This is a genomic window from Bacillus sp. HU-1818, assembly GCF_022695965.1.
In the GTDB taxonomy this organism is placed as follows: Bacteria; Bacillota; Bacilli; order Bacillales; family Bacillaceae; genus Bacillus; species Bacillus atrophaeus.
This window is the reverse complement of the sequence record NZ_JAAPBE010000003.1, coordinates 310,406-333,152: the sequence shown is the minus strand read 5'-3', so window position 1 is coordinate 333,152 and position 22,747 is coordinate 310,406. Positions and strand designations below refer to the sequence as shown.

The following is a 22,747-nucleotide window of genomic DNA, read 5'->3' as shown; positions in this document are numbered from 1 at the left end:
TTCTATTAATAAACCGTTTCTTTGAAGAAAAATCCGGTATCTATGCTTCTGTTAACAGGCTGTATGCTTTCGATCCGTTCAATCCAGCCTTCTTTTTTATCTTCATATTCGTCACGGTTTTCGATGCATAAATCAATCGCTTCTCTGTACATCCGTGTCACTTCAATCAAATATTCGGAGGATTTTAATACCCCGTCGATTTTGAAAGAGTCAACGCCGGCATCGATCAGCTCCTCCAGTTCGTCAATGATGCATACATCATTCGGGCTCATGATATGTGTTCCGTTTTCATCTTCAAAAATTGGATATTTGTTGTCACGTTCCTTATCATGCAAAAACAGGCCGGTTTCTTTTTTCTTTCCTTCAATATCCATGACCTTGCCTTGGTATTCAAAGTAATTGCCGACTAATGAACGCTTTGATTGGAACATGCATGTCATGCCGTGGACCTGAATTTCAATCTCGACTTCGGCGTTTTCTTTAATTTCCACAATGCTGTCCATATTTAATTCCTTAGCCAGCACTGCGCGGACCGCGCCTTTTCGTCCCCAATAATTGCATGTATAATAATTGGTTCCCGTTGTCTCTGTACTCCAGTGAAGCTTCAACTCCGGTGCTGATTCTCTCGCAGCCATGAGGACGGCCGGATCGCCGAACACCGCGGCATCAACGCCCGCTTCAGATAAGAAAGCGAGGTAGTCACCTAGTTCTGCCACTTTGTCATTGTGAAATAATCCGTTTACCGCCGCGTATACTTTTGCCCCTTCTTTATGGGCGATATTGACGGCTGTTTGAATATCTTCTCTAGTGAATTCGCCTGCCAATCTCAGGCCGTATCTCTGTTCTCCAACTAAAAACGCTGTCGCTCCAGCTTGAATGAGCGGCAAAATATCCGCTGTATTTGTCGGTGTCACCAAAAGCTCCGGTGTTTTCATCACGTTCACCTCTTCTTTTTACTAATGGCCAGTCCGTCCCCGACGGGTATAATTGCTGTTTGATAGTCAGGGTGGTCCATCAGCCATTGATTGTAATGATCAATTTTTGAGATCAGCTGACGCCTTCTCTTTGGTTCGATTTTGCTGTAATCCTCCGCAACCAGACCTTTAAACAGCACATTGTCTGTTATAATCACCCCGTCCGACGCAAGCATCGGTTCATATAGATGAAAAAAGTTTTTGTACTGGCCTTTTGCCGCGTCGATAAATATCACGTCATACGGCGCCGCCGGACGAACTTCATCTGCCAGTTCAAGCGCATCTCCGTAAAACAAATGAATCCGATCCTCCAGCTGAAAGTCCCTTACATTGTTCAAGGCTTCTCCATGTCTTTTTTCATGTCGCTCAATTGTATATATTTCGGCTTCTGGCAGTTCGAGTGCCATACGAATGGCGGAATACCCGATTGCCGTTCCGATTTCCAATATTTTTTTCGCCTGTTTCACAGACAAGATTTGAAGCAGCACTTCCATGCCTGCTTGCTCCATAATCGGAACATGATGGTCATCCGCATATGTTTCGAGCTTTCTTACTTTATCCGGCTGAGGCTTCAGCAACGCTTCTATATAGTCATTTATTTGTTCATACCGGTCATTCACGACAAATTGCCTCCCCGTCCTAAAAAGGAGTGCCCCTGGCTTTTCACCGGGCACTCTCTGAACTCAACATTTATACATAAGTAAACAACCCGATATATTTTACCATAAAACGTTACGGAATGCGAATAAAAGGAGAGCTTTTGCCCTCCCCTTATTCACTGTCTTTATTTGTAATATACTTTTCTTTCGCTTTGTTATGCTCTTTTAACGTTTTGGTGAATACGACTTCGCCATTTGATTTGGCCAAAAAGTAAAGATAATCGGTTTTGTCCGGGTTGAGCGCCGCATCCCATGAAGATTCGCCCGCATTGGCAATCGGTCCGGGCGGCAGCCCTTTATTCTTATACGTATTGTATGGCGAATCTATTTTTAAATCTTTATAAAACACACGGTCTTTATGCTTGCCGGCTGCATATAAAACGGTCGGATCCGTTTGAAGCGGCATGTCTTTTTCAAGCCGGTTATAAAAGACGCTTGCGATTTTATGGCGGTCCACTTTCGCCGTCGCTTCTTCTTCTATAAGAGAAGCCATTGTGAGTGCCTCATGGATGGAGAGCTTCTTCTTCCACAATTCAGATTTGTACGTCTCCACATATGAGTTTGTTTGCTTAATCATCGCCGTGATAATGTCTTCAAGAGACGCATCCGGATCTGTGAATGGATATGTAGCAGGGAACAGATACCCTTCCAGAGGATGCTTAATATCATTATTTAAAACATCATCTGTAATCGTGTCAGGATATTGTTTTTTCAGCTTGCTGATAAATGTTTGGTCATCCAGTTTAGCGATAATGTCGTTTTCCGAGTATTTCGTTTCCTTAGCGATTGCCGATGCAATCTGCGTGAGCTGTTTACCTTCAGGAACAGTAATTTGAAACGCGTAATTTGTTCCTCCATTTGTGAGCTTTTTGATAATGGTGTTCAAATCCATTCCTTTGGTTAAATGGTAATACCCCGCTTGAAAGCCGGAGGCGCCTTTATATTTCACATAATATTGAAAAGCCTTCTCGCTTTTAATCACATTATTTTCTTTTAATATATCGGCAATGGCAGATACGGATGATCCGCTCGGAATATTGACATTCACTGTTGTTTTACTGCCTTTTTTGACTGGCTCCAGCAGTGATTTCCCATATAAGAATGCTCCGCCTATTACTAAAACAAACACAATAATGGAGGCCAGCGCAATCGTTCTTTTTTTATTGTCGGCTGTTATTCTTTTGAGAAATGTTTTTTTTGGCTGATTGATATACATACAGGTCTCCTCCCATCAGTTCTTATACTACATGATTCAAGTTCTTTCGGCAATTTATTACAAAAAAAAGCCGCCGATCGGCAGCTTCACTTTTTCGAAAGAAAACGAAAGGCCGGAGCTCATGTGCAAGCCCCGGCCTTTTCGCTTTTTTTTACTCTTCGTCCTCTTCAGCAAGAAACGTGTTTAATGTTTCTTCGATCATATCCCACTCTTCATCGGTTTCGATCGGTGTTAATTCACCGTCTTCTCCGTCCGCGTTTGGCGTGAAGCTTGAAGCATGAATTTCGATTTCTTCCTCACCTTCAGAAGCGATCGGGTAATAAAGAACGTAAGATTTTCCGAATTCGTCGTTTTCAAATGTAAACAGCACTTCGCAAAGCTGTTCGTTACCTTGATCATCTACAATTGTAATTTGTTTTTCGCCATGTTCCATTTTTTTCACCTCTTAGTTTAAGCTGTCCAGATATCCCTGAAGAATCATCACAGCCGCCATTTTATCAATGACTTTTTTTCGTTTTTGTCTGCTGACATCAGCAGCAATCAGCATTTTTTCAGCCGCCATTGTGGTAAGACGCTCGTCCCACAGCACAACAGGAACATTGTACGTTGTTTCAAGCAGTTTCGCAAATGTTTGGCTGGCTTCGCCTCTCGGACCGACAGTTCCGTTCATATTCTTCGGAAAGCCCAGCACGATTTTATCTATAGTATGGTCTTTTGTCAGTTCTGATAAACGGGGCAATCCATAATCGCCTTCCGCCTCATTAATCTTTATCGTTTCAATGCCCTGAGCGGTCCAGCCCATTTCATCGCTCAGCGCAACGCCAAGTGTTTTCGTTCCCAAATCAAGCCCTAATATTCTCATGTGTAGTTTACGCCTCTTTATGCTGTTCTAAGTATGACTTTACCAATTCCTCGATTAATTCGTCTCTTTCAAGCTTGCGAATTAAATTACGAGCGTCACGATGCCTTGGAATATAAGCGGGATCACCTGACAGCAAGTATCCGACAATCTGATTGATGGGATTATAGCCTTTTTCCTGAAGCGCGTCATAGACCGTAATCAGCACCTCATTTACGTTTGTTTCGGCAGAATCATCGGAGAAATTAAATTTCATCGTTTTATCAAACGAGCTCACCGTTTTGCACCTCTTTCCCAAATTCGCAGGCAAAGTTCAGCCTGAGTCCTTATCTTACCATCATTCTACACTACATAAACGAATTATAAAACGGATTTCACCCATTCTTCCACAGAAGTTAATGCGTCTTGCAGTTTTTCAGGCTGCTTTCCGCCCGCCTGAGCCATATCAGGACGGCCGCCTCCGCCGCCTCCGCACATTTCTGCAGCTTGTTTCACAAGCTTTCCTGCATGAAGGCCTTTGTCAATCAGATCTTTTGTGACGCCTGCTGAAATATTCACTTTATCATTTTGAACCGCGCCTAGTACAACAACCGCTGAACCGAGCTTCGCTTTTAGCTCATCCACCATTGTGCGCAAATGATTCATATCTTTGGCGTTCACCTTTTCAGCAAGAACCTTTACGCCGCTGATGTCTTTTACGTTAGAAAGAATTGCGCCTGCTTCTGCGTTTCCTAATTTCGCAAGAAGGGATTCATTTTCTCTCTGTGCCTCTTTCAGGTCAGCCTGAAGTGCAGCGACGCGTTTTGGCACATCTTTCACATTTGTCTTCAATTCCCCGGCTACTTGTTTCAATAGTCCGATTTGGCTGTTCATCTCAAGGTAAGCGCCCTGCCCCGTGACAGCTTCAATCCGTCTAGTTCCCGCACCGATTCCGGATTCAGACACAATTTTAAACAAGCCGATTTCAGCGGTGTTTTTGACATGGCAGCCGCCGCAAAGCTCAAGACTGTAACCGCCAACTTGAACGACACGCACGATATCTCCGTATTTTTCGCCGAATAAAGCCATGGCGCCCATTTCTTTCGCTTCGTTGATCGGTTTTAAATCAATGCTGACAGGAATGCTCTCCCAGATCTTTTCATTTACGATCACTTCAATCCGCTCCAGCTCTTCTTTCGTCACTTGGCCGAAGTGTGAGAAATCAAAGCGCAGGCGGTTTTCAGTAACGAGTGATCCCGCCTGGTTGACATGTGAGCCTAATACATCTTTAAGCGCCTGATGCAAAAGGTGAGTGGCTGTATGGTTTTTAATAACGCCGCTTCTCATATGGTCTTCTACTTCCGCTGTCACATGCATTCCTTTTTGAAGCGTTCCGCTTTCCACAAGGCCTTCATGCACATTCTGCCCGTTTGGCGCTTTTTGCACGTCTGTAATTCTCACAACAGCCTGAGCGCTTCTCAAATAGCCTTTATCGCCGATTTGACCGCCGCTTTCCGCATAGAAAGGTGTTTCGTTTAGAAGGATTTGAACGGTTTCGCCTTCATGAGCCTCTTCAATTAATTCACCGTCTTGCAGAAGCTCAACAACACTTGAGTCAGACTTTGTATTTGTATAGCCGACAAACGTGCTTTCAACTGTCACATCGCGTAAAGCTCCGCCTTGCACCTGCATGCTTCCGACATCTTGGCGAGCGTTTCGGGCCCGAGCGCGCTGCTTTTCCATTTCTTCTTCAAAGCCTTTATGGTCAACTTTCATTTGCTCGTCTTCCGCGTATTCTTCAGTTAACTCGACCGGGAATCCGTACGTATCATAAAGTTTGAAGACATCTGTTCCAGAGATGAGGCTGCTGCCTTTGTCTTTTTCTTTCTTAATCATTTCTGACAAGATCGCAAGCCCTTCATTTAAGGTTTCGTGGAAACGTTCTTCCTCGGTTTTGATCACTTTAGCGATGAATTCTTCCTTATCTTTAACTTCAGGATAGAAGTCCACCATAATTTCAGCAACAACCGGAACCAGGTCATACATGAACGGGCGGTTGATATTGATCGTTTTGGCATAGCGTACAGCCCGCCGGAGAAGTCTTCTCAGCACATATCCTCGTCCTTCATTAGATGGAAGCGCTCCGTCACTTACCGCAAAGGCAACTGTTCTGATATGGTCGGCGATCACTTTAAACGCAGTGTTCTTTACGTCATCTTGGCCATACGCCTCACCGGAAATCGTTTCAGTCGCCTTGATGATCGGCATAAATAAGTCAGTATCAAAGTTTGTCGGTACATTCTGGATGACAGACACCATTCGTTCAAGCCCCATGCCGGTATCAATGTTCTTCTTCGGCAGCGGTGTGTACGTGCCGTCCGGATTATGGTTAAATTCAGAGAAAACAAGGTTCCACACCTCAAGATAGCGGTCATTTTCTCCGCCCGGGTACAGTTCAGGGTCAGCCGGATCGTTACCATACGCTTCACCGCGGTCATAGAAAATTTCGGTATTTGGTCCGCTCGGGCCTTCTCCGATATCCCAGAAGTTCCCTTCCAGACGGATGATTCTCTCCTCCGGAACACCAATTTTTTTCGCCCACAGCTCATACGCTTCATCATCTTCTGGGTGAACCGTCACAGAAAGAAGCTCTTCGTCGAAACCGATCCACTTATCACTTGTCAAAAACTCCCATGCCCAAGTGATGGCTTCTTCTTTAAAATAATCTCCGATGGAAAAATTGCCGAGCATTTCAAAGAATGTATGGTGGCGGGCTGTTTTCCCGACATTTTCAATATCGTTTGTGCGGATTGATTTTTGCGCGTTAACAATTCTCGGGTTTTCCGGCACAACTCTTCCATCAAAATATTTTTTCAAAGTTGCTACCCCGCTGTTGATCCATAGCAATGAAGGATCTTCATGCGGCACTAATGACGCGCTCGGTTCAACCGCATGGCCTTTTTCCTTAAAGAAATCCAAAAACATTTGACGCACTTCAGCAGAAGTTAAGTGTTTCATTATATGTCCTCCTCTATTGAAATCGAAATTCTCTTCAGCGACAGCAAAAAAGCTCCCTCCCTATGCAAACTACACGTTCACACAGGGACGAGAGCTGTCTCGCGGTACCACCCTGATTACGGAGAAAAAATGAATATTCCCCGTCACCTTTGATCCTGTAACGCAGGACTTGCGGCAGCTTTTAACTGCACTCAGGATTAGCTTCCTCCGATCTTCTGTTAAAGCTCCTTTCAGCAAATGGAGCTTCTCTCTTTAACAGGGCTTCGTCGTACTCAGATCCGTCACTCGAGATTCGTATGTATTCTACTCGAAATTATAGACAAGCAGGCTTCCGATGTCAATGCTCCGTCCTCATCCGCAAAAAATGGATCATCATCACCTTCAGCACAGCCGCGGCGGGCACCGCAACGATCATACCAATGATGCCCGCCAGCTCTCCTCCGGCAAGAAGCGCAAGCATGATCACAACGGGATGCATCTTGAGGCTTCGGCCGACAATCAGCGGGCTGAGAATATTGCCTTCTAAAAACTGCAATATCAAAATAGTGATGATGACGGTTATCACAGCCTTCGCCGAGACAGCCATTGCAATCAGCAGCGCAGGGACAGCTCCGATAACAGGCCCGAAATAAGGGATGACATTTGTAAGCCCGATAATGAGCCCCAGGATTAGCGGATACGGCAGATCAAAAAACCAAAACGACACCCCGGCCCCCAAACCGATTAAAAAACAGACCAGCAGCTGTCCGCGAATATAATCACCCAGAGAATCATCCACATCCCGCAAAAAAGCACTGCCTCTTTTTCTCCAAGATTTTGGCGTTAAATACCAGACGGTTTTTTTCATGAGATCAATATCCTTTACCATATAAAAAACGAGAAAAGGAATCGTGGCCGCAATGAGAATATAATCAAAGACAAATCGGATGCTCCTTATCGTCCCTTCTATCGTTTTGGCGACAAATTCCTCCGTCCGCTGAATAAACCGGTCCATTCGGCTGTGTATGCCGTCCGGCCATTCGTCGGTATGATCATGAAGTTTCAATAACAATCCGTCATAAGTCTCAGCAATCCCGGGAATGCTCTCTGACAAGTCGGTAAGCTGTTCAATCAAAACCGGGACCCCTTTATACAACCCATAACCGATCCCGCCGAAAAAAAGCAGATAAATAATCAGCAGGCTCAGTGTTCTCGGAAGGCCTGATCTATGAAGCCATTCAATAATAGGGAGTAATAGATAAGAAATAAAAATGGCGATTATAAGCGGTATCAAAATAGATTTTATGACAAGACAAAATGGCGCCCATAGCATTTCCAGCTTAATGAATACATATACTATCAACAATACAAGTAAACAAACAGCCGCCCAAATTAAAAGCCGCAGCGGTTTTTGCATCATCACCCATCACCTCCCCCTTATCTTTTGACGAATGGGCCGAATTATTCCCTTCCCAAGACTAAAGACGCCCAGCCTTAAGTAATAGCCATTTCTCATAATTAATTATCTGAAATTACAAAATAGTTTGACTAACGTTACATTTGCTCTATATAATATCAATACAATGTTATTTTTCTTGACAGCAAGAGTCATAATACTTACATAATTAACCAACACAAAATACAGGAGGTTTGCAATGATTTCATTTGAAGAAGTGAACAAACATTATGGCAGCTTTCATGTATTAAAACAGATTAATCTTCGAATAAAGAAAGGAGAAGTTGTGGTTGTCATCGGTCCTTCCGGTTCCGGCAAAAGCACCATGCTCAGATGTATTAACCGGCTCGAATCAATAGATGACGGAACTCTCACCGTTAATGGAACCGTTATTAATGACAGAAAAACTGACATCAATAAAGTGCGCCGGAATATCGGGATGGTGTTTCAGCATTTCTATCTGTATCCCCACAAAACGGTTTTGCAAAATATCATGCTCGCTCCGATGAAAGTCCTTAAACAATCCGCAGAAGAAGCAAAGGAAACCGCTCAATACTACCTGCAAAAAGTCGGGATTCCCGATAAAGCAGACGCCTATCCATCCCAGCTATCAGGCGGTCAGCAACAGCGGGTCGCAATCGCCAGAGGCCTGGCCATGAAGCCCGAAGTCATGCTGTTTGATGAACCGACGTCCGCACTCGACCCCGAGATGATCGGAGAAGTGCTCGATGTAATGAAAAAACTCGCAAAAGAAGGCATGACAATGGTCGTGGTTACACATGAAATGGGATTTGCCAGAGAAGTGGCCGATAGAATCGTATTTATTGACGAGGGAAAGATTTTAGAAGAGGCACCCCCGGCTGAGTTTTATGCCAGCCCGCGCGAGGAACGGGCGCGTTTATTTTTAAGCCGGATATTAAATCACTAAAAATGAAACGGGGGACGAACAAATGTCACGTATCAAAAAACTATTATCAATAGGATTCATCTCATTGGCGGCGATTCTTCTTTTAGCAGCTTGCGGAGGCAAGGAATCCAGCTCAGGATCATCAAAAGACAGCAAAAACACATTAGAAGCGATCAAAGACAACGACAAAATTGTTTTCGGCGTTAAAACAGATACAAGATTATTCGGACTGAAAAATCCAAGCTCTGGAGACATTGAAGGCTTTGATATTGACATTGCCAAACAACTGGCGAAAGATATAGCAGGTGATGAAAACAAGGCGGAGTTTAAGGAAGTCACATCTAAAACAAGAATTCCGATGCTGCAAAACGGCGACATTGACGCGATCGTAGCCACGATGACGATCACGGATGAACGAAAAAAAGAAGTCGACTTCTCCAATGTGTATTTTGAAGCAGGCCAGTCGCTTCTAGTGAAAAAAGGAAGCCCCATAAAAAGTGTAAAAGACCTTAATAAAGGGACAAAAGTTCTTGCAGTTAAAGGCTCTACTTCCTCACAAAATATCCGAGAAAAAGCACCTGATGCCGCTGTGCTGGAATTTGAAAATTATGCGGAAGCCTTCACAGCCTTAAAATCCGGCCAAGGCGAAGCCCTCACAACAGATAATGCCATCTTATACGGTATGGCCGATGAAAATAAAGATTACCAGTTGACGGGAAAAACATTTACAGATGAACCTTACGGCATAGCCGTTAAAAAAGGCCAATCGGAACTGGTGAAAGAAATCAACGCTTCTTTGAAAAAAATGAAATCTGACGGAAGATATGATGAAATCTATAAAAAGTGGATTAAAGAAGACCCAGAACAGTAGCTAACCACATCCGGGATGAGCAGAGCGTGCTCATCCTGATTCATTAAGGAGTGAAAAGCGCATGAACTTCTCTATTCTAACCGATAACCTCGACATGTATCTCGACGGCTTTTATCATACTTTGCTTGCCAGTGTCATCGCCTTAGCCGGAAGTTTTGTACTGGGCGTGCTCGTTGCGGTTATGAGGATTACAACCTTTAAACCGCTGCAATGGATCGGAACGGCCTATGTTGAATTTATCCGCAATATTCCGCTCCTATTAATTACATTTGTATTTTTCTTTGGGTTGCCTAACGCCGGAGTAAAGCTGGACGGTTTTCAAGCAGGCACCATCGCGCTGACGATCTACACGTCGGCTTTCATTGCAGAAGCGATCAGAGCGGGAATTCAATCTGTGTCAAAAGGACAGATGGAGGCGGCCAGATCATCGGGTTTTACATACAGCCAAGCTATGCTTTATATCATTTTGCCGCAAGCGATTAAAATTGTTATGCCGCCTCTTGGAAATCAGTTTTTAAATCTTGTCAAAAACTCATCCATCCTTGGCGTAGTAGCCGGTCTGGATCTGATGTATCAGGCAGATTTAGTCTCTTCAAACACACTGGTCGTCTTTGATGTCTATATTTTTGTCGCGTTGTTTTACCTCGTGCTCACCATACCTCTGAGCCTTGGTGTCACATATTTGGAAAAACGGCTTGAAAGAAGCTATTAATAAAGGAGGGAGAAACCCATGAATTTCATCGAAGCCTATTCGCCAGACCATTTGACATTTTTATTAGACGGCTTTCTCGTTACCCTATATGTTGCATTTATTTCCATTGTTCTCAGCTTTGTGTTCGGAGGCGTAATCGGGACACTGCGCTATGCAAACATCCCGATTGTCTCCAACATTCTCGCTGTCGTCGTAGAAACGATAAGGAATCTTCCCCTGTTGTTAATTATCTTCTTTACTTACTTCGCTCTGCCTGAAATCGGAATTAAATTAGAAATTACCGCCGCAGCTATAACGGCTTTAACGATTTTTGAATCAGCTATGCTGTCTGAAATCATCCGCAGCGGACTGAAATCGGTGGAAAAAGGGCAAACGGAAGCAGCGCGCTCATCCGGACTGTCTTATGTACAAACTCTGTTTCTTATCATTATGCCGCAGGCTCTCCGCCGTATGGTCCCTCCGATTGTAAGCCAATTTATTTCTTTATTAAAGGATACATCGCTTGCCGTTGTTATCGCGCTGCCGGAGCTCATTCATAATGCGCAAATCATCAATGGGCAAAGCGCTGACAGCAGTTACTTTTTTCCGATCTTTTTACTTGCGGCTTTCATGTATTTTGCAGTCAATTACAGCCTGTCCCTCGCCGCCAGAAAGCTCGAATTGAAACAAATGTAAAAGGATACTCTTTTTTTGCAGAGTATCCTTTTTCTCATTAAAACATTTTGTTCATGCGTTTTCTCATTCGTTTCATCGTTTTTTTATTTGGCATATCATATTGTGATGCCATTCTGTACATCAGCGCGCCGGCTCCCAGTGTTAAAAGAGAGGTCATTGTTTTGTTCATAGCAAAGTTCCCCCTTCATCATGTTTAAAGATTCATGGTGCGTTCATCATCTGTAAACAGATCATCAAGACTGCTTAACGTTCCGTCTTCTTCTACTTGATGAGTCGATATTTTTCCCTTTGCCACCGTCAACTCAATGAAACAGCCCCAGCAATAATATTGGTTCACGCCGATCTTACCGATATCTTTACTTTTGCAGTTCGGGCATAAAAGCACGCGCAACACCTCTTATCCGTTCAGGACGATGCCGTCTTTCCCCGCTTCAACAAGCGCATCCGCTTTTTGGATTTGGCGTTTGCTTCCCGTCAAATCAGAAAAGAAGCCGTCCGAGAGTTCATATGCTACGATTATGCCCTTATCCAAACAAAAGTATACATCTTCCAATAAACCCAAAATGTCTCCCTTTTGGGTTTTAACCAGCTGCAATTTAAGCTCCCCGTATGTTAAACAATCCTTCGGGAGAGGTTTAAGCTGCTCTGAACCGATATTTGCAATGACGCTGTCGTCAAGGATATACGCCACATCAGCAGCCTGTAAAAGCGCATGACGGTGATGGAAAAATCGTTTCTGTTCAAGAATAAAACCAAGACAATCTCCTTCAAAGGAAAAACAGATATCTGAAATGGTTCCCAGAAAAAAAGAGGTGCTTTTTTCGTAAACAGATCGCCCTTCTACCTCATGACATGTTCTCAAAGTGTGATCAACCACCTTCCGAACACCTTTAGGTTTTGCAGCGTGCCTGTGCGGCATACAAAGAAATGACTTCCACCAAAAACAAAGAGGCTTCCGCATGCTGCGAAAAGCCTCTTTAGCTATGTTCTTCTTTCATGAAATCAAATGGCGTAATGCCTTCCATGCCGATATTTGCGTCGTATACGCTAAACGGCAGCTCTTTTTGAAGAGCTTTAAGTTCTTCATCCATTTCCTCAGCCTGCAGCGTCAGCCTTCTTTGTAAAGAGGTTTGTCTGACTGTCGCATCATTATTTTTCACACCCCACTCCAGCGCTTCCTCTTCACCGCATAAAATGAGAAACTTTTTCGCTCTTGTAATTGCCGTATAGAGGAGATTTCTTCTCAGCATTCGATAATAGCCTTTTACAACAGGAAGCACGACTATCGGAAATTCACTGCCTTGAGATTTATGAATGGAGCAGCAATAGGCATGCGTAAACTGGCTGAAGTCTTTTTTGGTGAAGGTCATTTCATTTCCATCAAAGGAAACAACCGCCATATCTTCTTTTTCTGTATTTTCCTTCGCGTAGAAAATGGATGTAATCTCACCTATATCACCATTAAACACATTATTTTCCGGCTGATTCACAAGCTGTAAAATTTTATCGCCGGTTCTATAAACAACATCGCCGAATTTAATTTCGCGCCGTTTTTCTTTCGGCGGATTTAAGATGCCCTGCAGCAGCACGTTAAGCTCATTAATGCCTGCTTTTCCTCTGTACATCGGAGCCAGCACCTGTATATCCCTTGCTGTGTAGCCTTTTTTCAACGCATTGGTGACGACCTTTTCAACAACTTCTTTGATTTGTAATGAGCCGCAGCGAATAAAGGAACGATCCTTCGTCGGCGCTGTCAGGTTAGCCGGAAGCAAGCCTTTTTTCATGTCATGAGCAAGCTCCACAATAGATGAACCTTCCGCCTGCCGATAAATATCCGTCAGCCTGACTGTAGGAATGACCTGCGAAGCCAATAGATCCCGCAGCACCTGTCCCGGCCCGACAGAAGGAAGCTGGTCCTCATCCCCTACTATAATAATTTGAATATGATCGGGTATCGCTTTAAACAAATGGTTTGCGAGCCATATATCAAGCATACTCGCTTCGTCTATAATTAACAGCTTTCCTTCAATCGGATTTTCGTCTGTATGAGTAAACCCTTCAGCCCCGTTCCAGCCAAGCAGCCTGTGAATTGTCACGGCCGGAAGTCCGGTCGACTCACTCATTCGTTTTGCGGCTCTTCCTGTCGGCGCAGCCAAAACAAACGGAAAAACTTCATCTTTCTTATAATCGGACGGATCAAGCGAAGCGCCGTGAAGCTCACTGTATAACTCCACAATCCCTCTGATAACGGTGGTTTTTCCGGTGCCGGGTCCTCCCGTTAACAGGAGCATCGGGGAAGAGAGCGCTTTTTGAATCGCTTCTTTTTGGCTTGCCGCATACTGAACTTTCGTACGCTCTTCGAGATCACCGAGCGCCAGTAAAAACTCGGATTCAGGAAATTGGTCTTCATACTCAGTTTGGCTTGCAATATGCCGGACACGCTTGGCTACGTTTTGTTCCGCATAATATAAAGATGGAAAGTAACAGCGGTCATTCTCAATCATGATAGCTTTATTTTCGCCAAGCGTGATGATTTCATTCGCTGCGTCCATCTCTGTCACCAGCTGTCCTTCTGATGATTGGTTCAAAAGCTTTTGCGTATCAATAATAAGCTGCTTTGTTTCTATGTACGTATGCCCTTCTGAAAGACATGTCGTTTCAATGGAATACAAAATCGCTGCTTTAATCCGCTCAGGGTGATTGCCGGAAATCCCCATTCTTCCCCCAAGTTCATCGGCTTTCACAAACCCGATGCCTTCCACATCTTTCACAAGCTGATACGGATTTTCTTGAATCTTCTCAAGTGTTTCCGATTCATATGCCTGATAAATTTTCATTGAAAGCTGCGGACCGAATCCGAACTGGTTCAGCGAGATCATAATTTGTTCCAGGCCCTGATGCCGCTGAAGAGCTCCTGCCAGCGTATCGGCTTTCTTTTTTGACAGCTTCGGCACATCGTAAAGCACTGAGGAGTCAGCGAGAATTCGATTAAGAGCGCTGTCTCCCAGTTTTTTCACGATTTCTTCAGCCGTTTTCTTTCCGATTCCTTCGAACAGATCACTTGATAAGTATTGGATGATCCCTTCCTTCGTGGTCGGGATCTCTTTTTTAAAGTGCTCCGCTTGAAACTGGAGCCCGAATTTAGGATGGGTGGCTGTTTTTCCGTAAAACGTGTAGGTCTCTTCTTCTTGCAGCGCAGGGAAGTAGCCCGTCACGGATACGACTTTATCTTCAATCGCTTCGGAGGTCTCTGTGACTTTCACTTTCAAAACTGTATATAAATTGGCATCATTATGATAAATGACAGTGGTTACCGCACCTTTTAAAAAGGGTTCTTCCTCCATTTTCAGCTGATCCGGATGCTGCTGCACGAGCCTTCCCTCCTCCTGTGCTTTCCCTGCATGTTATGATTGTGTGATAAGCTGCTTTGCATGAAGCGCAAGCATGTGATCCGGCTGAACCTCGAGCGCGCGATCAAGCATTTCAAGCGCTTTTTCCCTGTTTTCTTTATAAGCATAAGCTACACCGGCATTATAAAAAGCATCAGCGTGCCCGGGATCATGTTCAGTGACAATAGTGAACTGGTTAAGCGCTTCGTCGAGCAATTCTTCATTGGCAAGGCACATTCCAAATTGAAAGCGCGCCTCATCGTCGTCCTCATTTAACTCGACAGCCCTCTGCAAATACGGCAAAGCAAGCTTCGGCTGTTCAAGCTTCACAAGAACCGTGCCGAGCATATAAAATAAATCTCCGTTTTCCATACCGGCTTGCAGCGCTTTTTCAAACATATCTTTGGCTTCTTTATAGGATTCTTTCAGAACATATACATTTCCTGCTCCATAGTAGGCGGTTGCCGCTTCACTGTCCAATTCAAGCGCTTTTTCATAAAATGCCATAGCGCGTTCTAACTCGTTGACAGACGAAAGCAAATTCGCAAAATTGATATAAGGAATCGGGTCTTCTTTATGTTCTTCAATCGCTTTCGTAAAAGCTTCGGCCGCTTTTTCGAAATCGCCTTCCTGCATCGCCTCTATACCCGTTTGGTTATAATCCATCAATATCTTCCTTTCGCTAAAAAACCTCAACTCACATGTTGAGGTTTTTAAGAATTGTTTTTACACATACCACAGTTTCGTTCCGTCTTTAAACACATCATCAATCGTCCCGCCGCCCAAGCATTCTTCGCCGTCGTAAAACACAACTGCTTGTCCGGGTGTGACGGCGCGGACCTGTTCATCAAAAATCACTTCCGCTTCGCTTTCTCCCGTCATTCTCACCGTGACTTTATGGTCTTCTTGACGGTAGCGGAATTTGGCGGTGCAAGAGATTTCTTTGCCGTCCAGTATGCCGGGCCGGGTCCAGCTGACATCAGCCGCCGTAATTTTGTCCGAGTACAGAAGCGGATTATGAAACCCTTGATCGACATATAAAATGTTTTTTTCAAGGTCTTTCCCGACAGCAAACCAAGGTTCTCCGCTTCCGCCGATACCAAGGCCGTGACGCTGTCCTATCGTGTAATACATTAATCCGTCGTGGCGCCCCTTTACTTCTCCGTCCATCGTCATCATATCGCCGGGCTGTGCCGGAAGATATTGACTGAGAAAGGTTTTGAAGTTGCGTTCGCCGATAAAACAAATTCCTGTGCTGTCTTTTTTAGCCGCCGTCGCAAGCTCCGCTTCCTTCGCGATCTCGCGCACACGGCTTTTTTGCAGCTCACCGATCGGAAACATCACTTTGCTAAGCTGTTCTTCTGTAAGCTGATTTAAAAAGTAAGTTTGGTCTTTGTTTTCATCCAGGCCGCGCAGCATTCTTACTTTGCCGCCGCTTCTGTCAACACGCGCATAATGTCCGGTCGCCAAATAATCAGCGCCGAGCGACAGCGCATGCTCTAAAAACGCTTTGAATTTAATTTCTTTGTTACACATGACATCCGGATTCGGTGTTCTTCCGGCTTTATATTCATCTAGAAAATATTGAAACACTTTGTCCCAATATTGTTTTTCAAAATTAACGGCATAATACGGAATACCAATTTGATTGCAGACGCGGATAACATCTTCATAGTCCTCAGTCGCCGTGCAAAAACCGTTTTCATCTGTATCATCCCAGTTTTTCATAAAAATTCCGATTACATCATAGCCCTGTTCTTTTAATAAAAGGGCTGCCACAGACGAGTCCACACCGCCGGACATGCCGACAACGACTCTTGTATCCTCCGGCCGTTTTTCCATTTTCATTCACTCCATTAAGAAACTGATTCCGCCTTATTGCGTCAGGCGTTTAACTATAGCGGCCGTCTGTTCGGCAGCGGTTTTGACTTGTTCAGCCGTATTGCCGAGCCCGAAGCTGATTCGAATAGAAGAGGTCAGCCGGTCACTATCCTCCCCAAACATAGCAGTCAGAACATGAGACGGCAAAACCGATCCGGCCGTACACGCAGAACCGCTCGAAACGGCAATGCCCGCCATATCAAGATTCACCAGCAGCGCTTCAACCGATACTTGCGGGAAGTACAGGTTCAATATGTGCGGCAGACTGTGCTCACGATCTCCATTGACCTCGGCCTTAACTCCGGCCTGTGTAAGGGTATCAATCATGATCTCTTTAAATGTCCGGTACATGGCTGTTTTCTCTTCCCGTTCCTCACCCGAGAGGACGACAGCTTCCTTCAAGCCCACAATTCCCGGAACATTTTCCGTTCCGGCGCGGCGTTTTCTTTCCTGCTCGCCTCCAAACAGCAGCGGAGAGAGCTTCACATCTTTATTTGCATATAAAAAGCCTGTCCCCTTGGGTCCGTTTAGCTTATGCCCAGAAACAGACAGCAGGTCAATATGGCTGTTTTTCACATCAATCGGCAGAAAACCGAACGCTTGTACAGCATCGGTATGAAAATAAGCCTGATGGCCGTTCAGCAATTCGCCTATCTCAGCAATCGGCTGTACAGTGCCGACCTCATTATTTCCATACATCACTGTCACTAGGATTGTATCATCACGCAGCGCATCTTTCACCTGATTTGCACTGATGCGGCCGTTTGAGCCAACATCAAGATAAGTCACTTCAAAACCGTCTTGTTCAAGTTTTTCACATGTGTGAAGCACAGCATGATGTTCTACTTTTGTGGTGATGATATGTTTTCCGAGATCCCGTCTGGCCAGAGCGCTTCCGAGTATCGCCAAATTATCAGCCTCTGTGCCGCCGCTCGTAAAGATGATTTCCTGTTCTGCGGCCCCGATTTGATCCGCAATTTGCGCTCTCGCTTCATCCACCCATTTTCGCGTTTCTCTTCCAAAAGAATGAATGCTGGATGGATTGCCGAAACTTCCGGAGAAATGCGGCACCATTTTTTCCAGCACACGCTCATCCATCGGCGAGGTCGCGGCATGATCTAAATAAATCCGTTCCATAATGTGTACACCTCTGATTTAAATATAGAACATATAGGCTTCTTGCTCTCCGTCCGTATAACTGGCAAGGTCCTCTAATGTTGTACTGTCTAAAACTTCTTTCACGGCGTCTCTGATGCGGATCCACAGTTCGCGTTTAGCGGGCTCCTCATCTTCAAGCACCTCAACGGGGCTGATCGGCCCTTCTAGCACGCGGATAATATCACCGGCTGTAATCGCCTCAGGCTCGCTGCCTAACACATAACCGCCGTACGCGCCTCTGATGCTTTTCACAAGACCGGCGTTTCTGAGCGGAGATACAAGCTGCTCAAGGTAGTGCTCTGACAGGTTATTTGTCTGGGCAATGGTTTTTAATGAGGTCGGACCGTCACCGTGCTTTTTGGCCAGCTCAATCATAATGGTGAGTCCGTATCTTCCTTTAGTCGATATTTTCAACTCTAACACCTCTGTTTTTTTTCTGGATTTTACAATTTATATTGGTAATTTTATATGAATTATCCGTTTAGTATCTTATAGACCAACTGTTATTATAACATAACGAAAAGGAATTTTCATTGGACGCACGTAAGGCAGAGCCGCCCCCTTTTCTTCTCCTTCGTTTTCCGTTACCCTGTTAATATGTAAGGAGAGATGATGATGAAGCCTTTGGCGTTTCGGATGCGTCCGACGAAAATAGAAGATATTATCGGTCAGCAGCATTTGGTCGGAAAAGATAAAATTATCGGCAGAATGGTTCAGGCGAAGCATTTGTCATCCATGATTTTATACGGACCGCCCGGCATCGGAAAAACCTCGATTGCAACGGCGATCGCAGGTTCCACAAGTATTGCGTTCCGCAAACTGAATGCTGTCATAAATAATAAAAAAGATATGGAAATTGTAGCCCAGGAAGCAAAAATGTCAGGACAGGTCATTTTGATTCTTGATGAGGTTCACAGGCTTGATAAAGGCAAACAGGATTTCCTGCTGCCTTATTTAGAAAACGGCATGATTATCTTAATCGGAGCGACAACGGCCAACCCCTACCATGCCATTAACCCGGCGATCAGAAGCCGGACACAAATTTTCGAACTCGAGCCTTTAACACCCGAACTGATTAAACAAGCAATGGAAAGAGCGCTTCAAGATGAACATCACGGACTCGGTTCCTACAATGTGTCGGTTGATGATCAAGCAATGGACCACTTCGCCCAAGGATGCGGAGGAGACGTCCGCTCCGCTTTAAATGCGCTTGAACTTGCCGTATTATCAACAAAGGAATCCTCGGACGGAACGATTCACATATCGTTGGCAACTGCTGAAGAATGCCTTCAGAAGAAAAGCTTTGCCCACGATAAAGATGGGGACGCTCATTACGATGTGCTGTCCGCCTTTCAAAAATCAATCCGTGGCTCTGATGCAAATGCGGCCCTTCATTACTTGGCAAGATTAATTGAAGCAGGCGACTTAGAAAGCATCGCAAGGCGGCTGCTCGTCATCGCCTATGAAGATATCGGGCTGGCAAGCCCCCAAGCAGGGCCAAGAGTGCTTCATGCCGTCCAGACGGCTGAGAGAATCGGCTTCCCTGAAGCACGCATTCCGCTTGCCAACGCGGTGATTGAGTTATGTCTGTCACCGAAATCTAATTCCGCCGTGCTCGCCGTTGAAGCAGCCATCGCAGACATCAGAGCGGGAAAAATCGGCGATGTTCCGAAGTATCTGAAGGACGCTCATTACAAAGGAGCACAAGAGCTGGGCCGGGGAATCGGTTACAAATATCCGCACGACTATGATAACGGCTGGGTTGAACAGCAGTACTTGCCTGACCCTTTAAAGAACAAGCAATATTACAAACCAAAGCAGACCGGGAAATTCGAATCCGCTTTAAAGCAAGTATACGATAAGCTAATGAAACAAAAAAAATAGCAGACAAGGACTAACATTGTGTCCTTGTTTTTTTGTGCAGTTTTTTGTCCTTTCCGCACGGGCACCGCACCTCCTTGGCAAGCATTGTTTGCCACCCGAAGCTTAATTAAAGTTTTTCCGCCAAACCATCCGGGTCAATGGCGGATTTATTTAATTGATCATTGAGAAATGAATCGAAAGAAGACCCAAACGCATAAAAAAGAGGCCGGAATATATCCAGCCTCTTTTCACTGATTCTTTTTATTTGTCCTTTACTCTTGTGATTTGAATATCTTTCAGGAGATCCATCACAACGTGCCCGCCCATGATTAAACCGGCAACCGACGGCACGAATGCATTGGAAGACGGCGGCATTTTCGCTTTGCGGATGTCCGCGTTGTCATTCCCTACTTCTTTTCTGACATCTTCACGGATGACAATCGGACTTTCATCAGAAAAGATCACTTGGACACCTTTTTTAATGCCTTCTTTACGAAGCCTTGTTCGAATGACCTTTGCGATAGGGTCCGTATGGGTTTTGGAAATATCAGCGATTTGAAAGCGCGTCGGGTCAGTCTTATTCGCCGCGCCCATACTGGAGATTAAAGGAATGTCTCTTTTCAGGCATTCTTTAATTAAGTGTATTTTATAATGAATCGTGTCTGACGCGTCAATGACATAGTCGAGGTGATAGTCAAAAAATTGTTCATAGGTTTCTTCCGTGTAGAACATTTTTAAAGCGATAACCTCACAATCGGGATTGATATCGGCAATCCGCGCTTTCATCAAATCCGTTTTCGGCTGGCCGACAGTTGACAGCAACGCATGAAGCTGGCGGTTTACGTTTGTAATGTCTACATCGTCTTTATCTACGAGAAGAATGCGGCCCACTCCTGAACGCGCAAGAGCCTCCGCTGCGAAAGATCCGACGCCTCCGACTCCCAATACAGCCACTGTGCTGTTTTTGAGCGTCTCGAGCCCCTCTTTTCCAATAGCTAATTCATTACGAGAAAACTGGTGTAACAAGAACCTCACTCCACATTCGTATTCTGATTTCTTATCTTAATGGCTGATAAAGTCAGCCGTTTTTTTAGCGCACAAAAAATAAAGTCCCAATTGTGCCGTTGCCGCTTTCCTTTGTTTTGAACCCGCTCTCAGCAGGTGGGTGCCCTTTTCTAAATCTTGTAAGTCCTCTTTAACGAATGAAAAGAGGCATGTACGCCATTTAAAAATATGGGCTCCCAAATCAAAAAAATGTTCGGTCAAAACTAGGTGTACAACTAACACATCAGGACTTTATTTAACTTGTAAAAATCATATCACAGCCGTTTTTGATTTTCAAGAATTGAGAGATGCAATTTACACATTCAATTCTTCACTTTTCTATTCACCGCAAGATGCAGTTCGTCAAGCTGCGCTTCGCTCACTTCTCCCGGCGCATCTGTCATCAGACAGCTTGCACTTGCAGTTTTCGGGAACGCGATGGTGTCTCTTAAATTCGTGCGGCCGGCAAGCAGCATCACCAAACGGTCAAGACCCAGTGCGATACCGCCATGCGGCGGCGCGCCAAATTCAAAAGCTTCCATCAAGTATCCAAATTGCTCATGCGCTTCTTCTTTTGTGAAGCCTAAAAGCTTAAACATTTTTTCCTGAATCTCTTTTTCGAAAATACGGATCGATCCGCCGCCAAGCTCATAACCATTCAAAACAAGGTCATAGGCTTGCGCCTTCATGTTTTCCGGAGCGGTATCAACGAGGTCAAGATCCTCACGCACCGGCATTGTAAATGGATGGTGAGCGGCATAAAAACGGCCTTCTTCCGCGTCATGCTCGAGCAGCGGCCAGTCAATCACCCATAAGAAATTAAAGAGACTTTCATCAATGAGGCCGCGCTCTTTCCCAAGCTTCAAACGAAGTGCGCCAAGTGATTGAGCGACAACTTCAAATTGGTCTGCTCCGAACAGGAGAAGATCTCCATCGTTTGCATCGAGTGATTTAATCAGCTTAGCCTGCTTTTCTTCATCAAAGAATTTCGCGATCGGCCCTTTTACGCCTTCCTTCTCAACTTTAACCCAGGCAAGGCCCTTAGCTCCGTAGTTCGCAGCAAAAGCGCCGAGAGCGTCAATATCTTTTCTTGAATAGTCTGCTGCAGCACCCTTCACATTGATTGCTTTGACAACGCCTCCGTTTGCAACCGCGGAGGAGAATACCTTAAATTCTGTATCTTTCACAATATCAGACACATCAGTCAAAAGCATGGCAAAACGGGTATCCGGTTTGTCGGAGCCGTATAGATTCATGGCATCTTCATAAGTCATTCGTGGCAGCGGAAGAGATACTTCTATCCCTTTTGTCTCACGCATGACCTTCGCCATCATATCCTCTGCCAAAGCCATGATCTCCTCTTGGCTCATGAAGGACATTTCGATATCAATCTGCGTAAACTCAGGCTGGCGGTCCGCACGTAAATCTTCATCACGGAAGCAGCGGGCGATTTGATAATAGCGGTCTACCCCTGAAACCATCAGCAGCTGTTTGAAAAGCTGAGGCGACTGAGGAAGCGCGTAAAATTCACCCTCATGCACGCGGCTCGGCACTAAATAATCACGGGCTCCTTCAGGTGAGCTTTTTGTTAAAATCGGTGTTTCAATATCGAGAAACCCATTTTCGTCTAAGAAATGGCGTACCGCTTTCGTCACATTATGGCGCATTTGCAGCGTATTAAACATCGCCGGCCGGCGGAGGTCCAAATAACGGTGCTTTAAGCGGACGTCTTCAGAAACCTCATCGGCTTGGTCAGAGATGGCAAAAGGCGGTGTCTTAGCTGCGCTTAGCACAGCCACCTCGTCAGCATGAATTTCTATGGCTCCTGTTTTTAAATTCTTGTTAACAGTACCTTCTTCACGCGCTACTACGGTCCCTTGAATATCAAGGACGTATTCGTTACGGATTCCTTCAGCTACTTCCAGAGCTTCTTTTGAGACGTCAGGATTAAATACCACTTGAACAATCCCTGAACGGTCACGCAAATCTATAAAGATCAAGCCGCCGAGATCACGTCTTTTTTGCACCCATCCTTTAAGTTTAACGGTTTCGCCTATTGCTTTTTCAGTGATGTCACCACAGTAAAATGTTCTTTCAAACAAAGCGT

General features: G+C 44.9%; 23 protein-coding genes and 1 other RNA gene. 5 read left to right on the top strand and 19 right to left on the bottom strand.

The genetic code is table 11. The features are described from left to right. Positions 1-5 precede the first annotated feature (5 nt). The 8 genes from GXP75_RS12100 to GXP75_RS12065 all read right to left on the bottom strand — a co-directional run bounded on the left by GXP75_RS12100 (position 6) and on the right by GXP75_RS12065 (position 8,104). Positions 6-935, bottom strand: a complete 930-nt coding sequence (locus GXP75_RS12100) for a peptidase U32 family protein (protein WP_061669881.1) — start codon at positions 933-935, stop codon at positions 6-8. 5 nt (positions 936-940) lie between these two features. Beyond that, positions 941-1,594: an O-methyltransferase gene (locus GXP75_RS12095; RefSeq protein WP_242556893.1), complete on the bottom strand. Its 654-nt coding sequence runs from the start codon at positions 1,592-1,594 to the stop codon at positions 941-943. A gap of 151 nt (positions 1,595-1,745) precedes the next feature. Next, positions 1,746-2,849, bottom strand: coding sequence for an endolytic transglycosylase MltG (gene mltG, locus GXP75_RS12090; RefSeq protein WP_242556892.1), 1,104 nt, complete (start codon positions 2,847-2,849; stop codon positions 1,746-1,748). A gap of 151 nt (positions 2,850-3,000) precedes the next feature. Then, positions 3,001-3,282, bottom strand: coding sequence for a DUF1292 domain-containing protein (locus tag GXP75_RS12085; protein WP_003325324.1), 282 nt, complete (start codon positions 3,280-3,282; stop codon positions 3,001-3,003). Positions 3,283-3,294: 12 nt separating this feature from the next. After that, positions 3,295-3,711, bottom strand: a complete 417-nt coding sequence (gene ruvX, locus GXP75_RS12080) for a Holliday junction resolvase RuvX (protein ID WP_003325323.1) — start codon at positions 3,709-3,711, stop codon at positions 3,295-3,297. A gap of 7 nt (positions 3,712-3,718) precedes the next feature. Next, positions 3,719-3,985 carry an IreB family regulatory phosphoprotein gene (locus GXP75_RS12075; protein ID WP_003225903.1) on the bottom strand — a complete coding sequence of 89 codons (267 nt, stop codon included), beginning with the start codon at positions 3,983-3,985 and terminating at the stop codon, positions 3,719-3,721. 83 nt (positions 3,986-4,068) lie between these two features. After that, a complete protein-coding gene (alaS, locus tag GXP75_RS12070; RefSeq protein WP_242556891.1) occupies positions 4,069-6,705 on the bottom strand; it encodes an alanine--tRNA ligase in 2,637 nt (878 codons plus the stop codon). Between the two features lie 337 nt (positions 6,706-7,042). Beyond that, positions 7,043-8,104 carry an AI-2E family transporter gene (locus tag GXP75_RS12065; RefSeq protein ID WP_242556890.1) on the bottom strand — a complete coding sequence of 354 codons (1,062 nt, stop codon included), beginning with the start codon at positions 8,102-8,104 and terminating at the stop codon, positions 7,043-7,045. Positions 8,105-8,339: 235 nt separating this feature from the next. Here GXP75_RS12065 and GXP75_RS12060 point away from each other — a divergent pair, with 235 nt between their 5' ends. The 4 genes from GXP75_RS12060 to GXP75_RS12045 all read left to right on the top strand — a co-directional run bounded on the left by GXP75_RS12060 (position 8,340) and on the right by GXP75_RS12045 (position 11,305). Then, positions 8,340-9,068 (top strand): amino acid ABC transporter ATP-binding protein, encoded by a 729-nt coding sequence (locus tag GXP75_RS12060; protein ID WP_242556889.1) that lies wholly within the window; start codon positions 8,340-8,342, stop codon positions 9,066-9,068. A 22-nt stretch (positions 9,069-9,090) separates the two neighbouring features. After that, the gene (locus GXP75_RS12055; protein ID WP_277990736.1) at positions 9,091-9,918 is read left to right on the top strand and encodes a transporter substrate-binding domain-containing protein; all 828 of its coding nucleotides are present in this window, start codon (positions 9,091-9,093) and stop codon (positions 9,916-9,918) included. 61 nt (positions 9,919-9,979) lie between these two features. Then, a complete protein-coding gene (locus GXP75_RS12050) occupies positions 9,980-10,630 on the top strand; it encodes an amino acid ABC transporter permease (protein WP_061572698.1) in 651 nt (216 codons plus the stop codon). An 18-nt stretch (positions 10,631-10,648) separates the two neighbouring features. Next, the gene (locus GXP75_RS12045) at positions 10,649-11,305 is read left to right on the top strand and encodes an amino acid ABC transporter permease (RefSeq protein ID WP_061572697.1); all 657 of its coding nucleotides are present in this window, start codon (positions 10,649-10,651) and stop codon (positions 11,303-11,305) included. A gap of 37 nt (positions 11,306-11,342) precedes the next feature. Here GXP75_RS12045 and GXP75_RS12040 read toward each other — a convergent pair whose 3' ends face one another. From GXP75_RS12040 to cymR, 8 genes are all read right to left on the bottom strand, one after another. After that, positions 11,343-11,474 (bottom strand): YrzQ family protein, encoded by a 132-nt coding sequence (locus GXP75_RS12040; protein WP_003325315.1) that lies wholly within the window; start codon positions 11,472-11,474, stop codon positions 11,343-11,345. Positions 11,475-11,498: 24 nt separating this feature from the next. Beyond that, positions 11,499-11,690, bottom strand: a complete 192-nt coding sequence (locus GXP75_RS12035; protein ID WP_003325314.1) for a hypothetical protein — start codon at positions 11,688-11,690, stop codon at positions 11,499-11,501. Positions 11,691-11,702: 12 nt separating this feature from the next. Further along, entirely contained in the window at positions 11,703-12,167 is a 465-nt protein-coding gene (locus GXP75_RS12030; protein WP_061572696.1) for a PRC-barrel domain-containing protein, read from the bottom strand. Positions 12,168-12,282: 115 nt separating this feature from the next. Continuing rightward, a complete protein-coding gene (recD2, locus tag GXP75_RS12025) occupies positions 12,283-14,676 on the bottom strand; it encodes an SF1B family DNA helicase RecD2 (RefSeq protein WP_242556888.1) in 2,394 nt (797 codons plus the stop codon). A gap of 33 nt (positions 14,677-14,709) precedes the next feature. Then, a complete protein-coding gene (locus GXP75_RS12020) occupies positions 14,710-15,330 on the bottom strand; it encodes a tetratricopeptide repeat protein (RefSeq protein WP_106044388.1) in 621 nt (206 codons plus the stop codon). A 90-nt stretch (positions 15,331-15,420) separates the two neighbouring features. After that, positions 15,421-16,536 carry a tRNA 2-thiouridine(34) synthase MnmA gene (mnmA, locus tag GXP75_RS12015; RefSeq protein ID WP_061572694.1) on the bottom strand — a complete coding sequence of 372 codons (1,116 nt, stop codon included), beginning with the start codon at positions 16,534-16,536 and terminating at the stop codon, positions 15,421-15,423. A 33-nt stretch (positions 16,537-16,569) separates the two neighbouring features. Then, the gene (locus tag GXP75_RS12010) at positions 16,570-17,712 is read right to left on the bottom strand and encodes a cysteine desulfurase family protein (protein WP_242556887.1); all 1,143 of its coding nucleotides are present in this window, start codon (positions 17,710-17,712) and stop codon (positions 16,570-16,572) included. 18 nt (positions 17,713-17,730) lie between these two features. Further along, a complete protein-coding gene (cymR, locus tag GXP75_RS12005; RefSeq protein WP_106044046.1) occupies positions 17,731-18,147 on the bottom strand; it encodes a cysteine metabolism transcriptional regulator CymR in 417 nt (138 codons plus the stop codon). A 201-nt stretch (positions 18,148-18,348) separates the two neighbouring features. On the opposite strand from cymR, the gene GXP75_RS12000 reads away from it, so the two are divergent. Next, positions 18,349-19,617, top strand: a complete 1,269-nt coding sequence (locus tag GXP75_RS12000; RefSeq protein WP_242556886.1) for a replication-associated recombination protein A — start codon at positions 18,349-18,351, stop codon at positions 19,615-19,617. A 240-nt stretch (positions 19,618-19,857) separates the two neighbouring features. Here GXP75_RS12000 and GXP75_RS11995 read toward each other — a convergent pair whose 3' ends face one another. The 3 genes from GXP75_RS11995 to aspS form a co-directional block, all read right to left on the bottom strand. After that, the gene (locus GXP75_RS11995) at positions 19,858-20,622 is read right to left on the bottom strand and encodes a tRNA threonylcarbamoyladenosine dehydratase (protein WP_003325305.1); all 765 of its coding nucleotides are present in this window, start codon (positions 20,620-20,622) and stop codon (positions 19,858-19,860) included. 79 nt (positions 20,623-20,701) lie between these two features. Further along, positions 20,702-20,894: non-coding RNA, 6S RNA (gene ssrS, locus GXP75_RS11990), on the bottom strand. A gap of 69 nt (positions 20,895-20,963) precedes the next feature. Continuing rightward, positions 20,964-22,742, bottom strand: coding sequence for an aspartate--tRNA ligase (gene aspS, locus GXP75_RS11985; RefSeq protein WP_242556885.1), 1,779 nt, complete (start codon positions 22,740-22,742; stop codon positions 20,964-20,966). Between the last annotated feature and the right edge of the window lie 5 nt (positions 22,743-22,747).

Excerpts from the sequence above, each read along its gene's own strand:
- GXP75_RS12100 (WP_061669881.1), bottom strand. The coding sequence starts at position 935 with ATGAAAACACCGGAGCTTTTGGTGACACCGACAAATACAGCGGATATT.
- mltG (WP_242556892.1), bottom strand. The coding sequence starts at position 2,849 with ATGTATATCAATCAGCCAAAAAAAACATTTCTCAAAAGAATAACAGCC.
- GXP75_RS12085 (WP_003325324.1), bottom strand. The coding sequence starts at position 3,282 with ATGGAACATGGCGAAAAACAAATTACAATTGTAGATGATCAAGGTAAC.
- ruvX (WP_003325323.1), bottom strand. The coding sequence starts at position 3,711 with ATGAGAATATTAGGGCTTGATTTGGGAACGAAAACACTTGGCGTTGCG.
- alaS (WP_242556891.1), bottom strand. The coding sequence starts at position 6,705 with ATGAAACACTTAACTTCTGCTGAAGTGCGTCAAATGTTTTTGGATTTC.
- GXP75_RS12065 (WP_242556890.1), bottom strand. The coding sequence starts at position 8,104 with ATGATGCAAAAACCGCTGCGGCTTTTAATTTGGGCGGCTGTTTGTTTA.
- GXP75_RS12060 (WP_242556889.1), top strand. The coding sequence starts at position 8,340 with ATGATTTCATTTGAAGAAGTGAACAAACATTATGGCAGCTTTCATGTA.
- GXP75_RS12055 (WP_277990736.1), top strand. The coding sequence starts at position 9,091 with ATGTCACGTATCAAAAAACTATTATCAATAGGATTCATCTCATTGGCG.
- GXP75_RS12050 (WP_061572698.1), top strand. The coding sequence starts at position 9,980 with ATGAACTTCTCTATTCTAACCGATAACCTCGACATGTATCTCGACGGC.
- GXP75_RS12045 (WP_061572697.1), top strand. The coding sequence starts at position 10,649 with ATGAATTTCATCGAAGCCTATTCGCCAGACCATTTGACATTTTTATTA.
- GXP75_RS12040 (WP_003325315.1), bottom strand. The coding sequence starts at position 11,474 with ATGAACAAAACAATGACCTCTCTTTTAACACTGGGAGCCGGCGCGCTG.
- GXP75_RS12020 (WP_106044388.1), bottom strand. The coding sequence starts at position 15,330 with ATGCAGGAAGGCGATTTCGAAAAAGCGGCCGAAGCTTTTACGAAAGCG.
- mnmA (WP_061572694.1), bottom strand. The coding sequence starts at position 16,536 with ATGGAAAAACGGCCGGAGGATACAAGAGTCGTTGTCGGCATGTCCGGC.
- GXP75_RS12010 (WP_242556887.1), bottom strand. The coding sequence starts at position 17,712 with ATGGAACGGATTTATTTAGATCATGCCGCGACCTCGCCGATGGATGAG.
- GXP75_RS12000 (WP_242556886.1), top strand. The coding sequence starts at position 18,349 with ATGAAGCCTTTGGCGTTTCGGATGCGTCCGACGAAAATAGAAGATATT.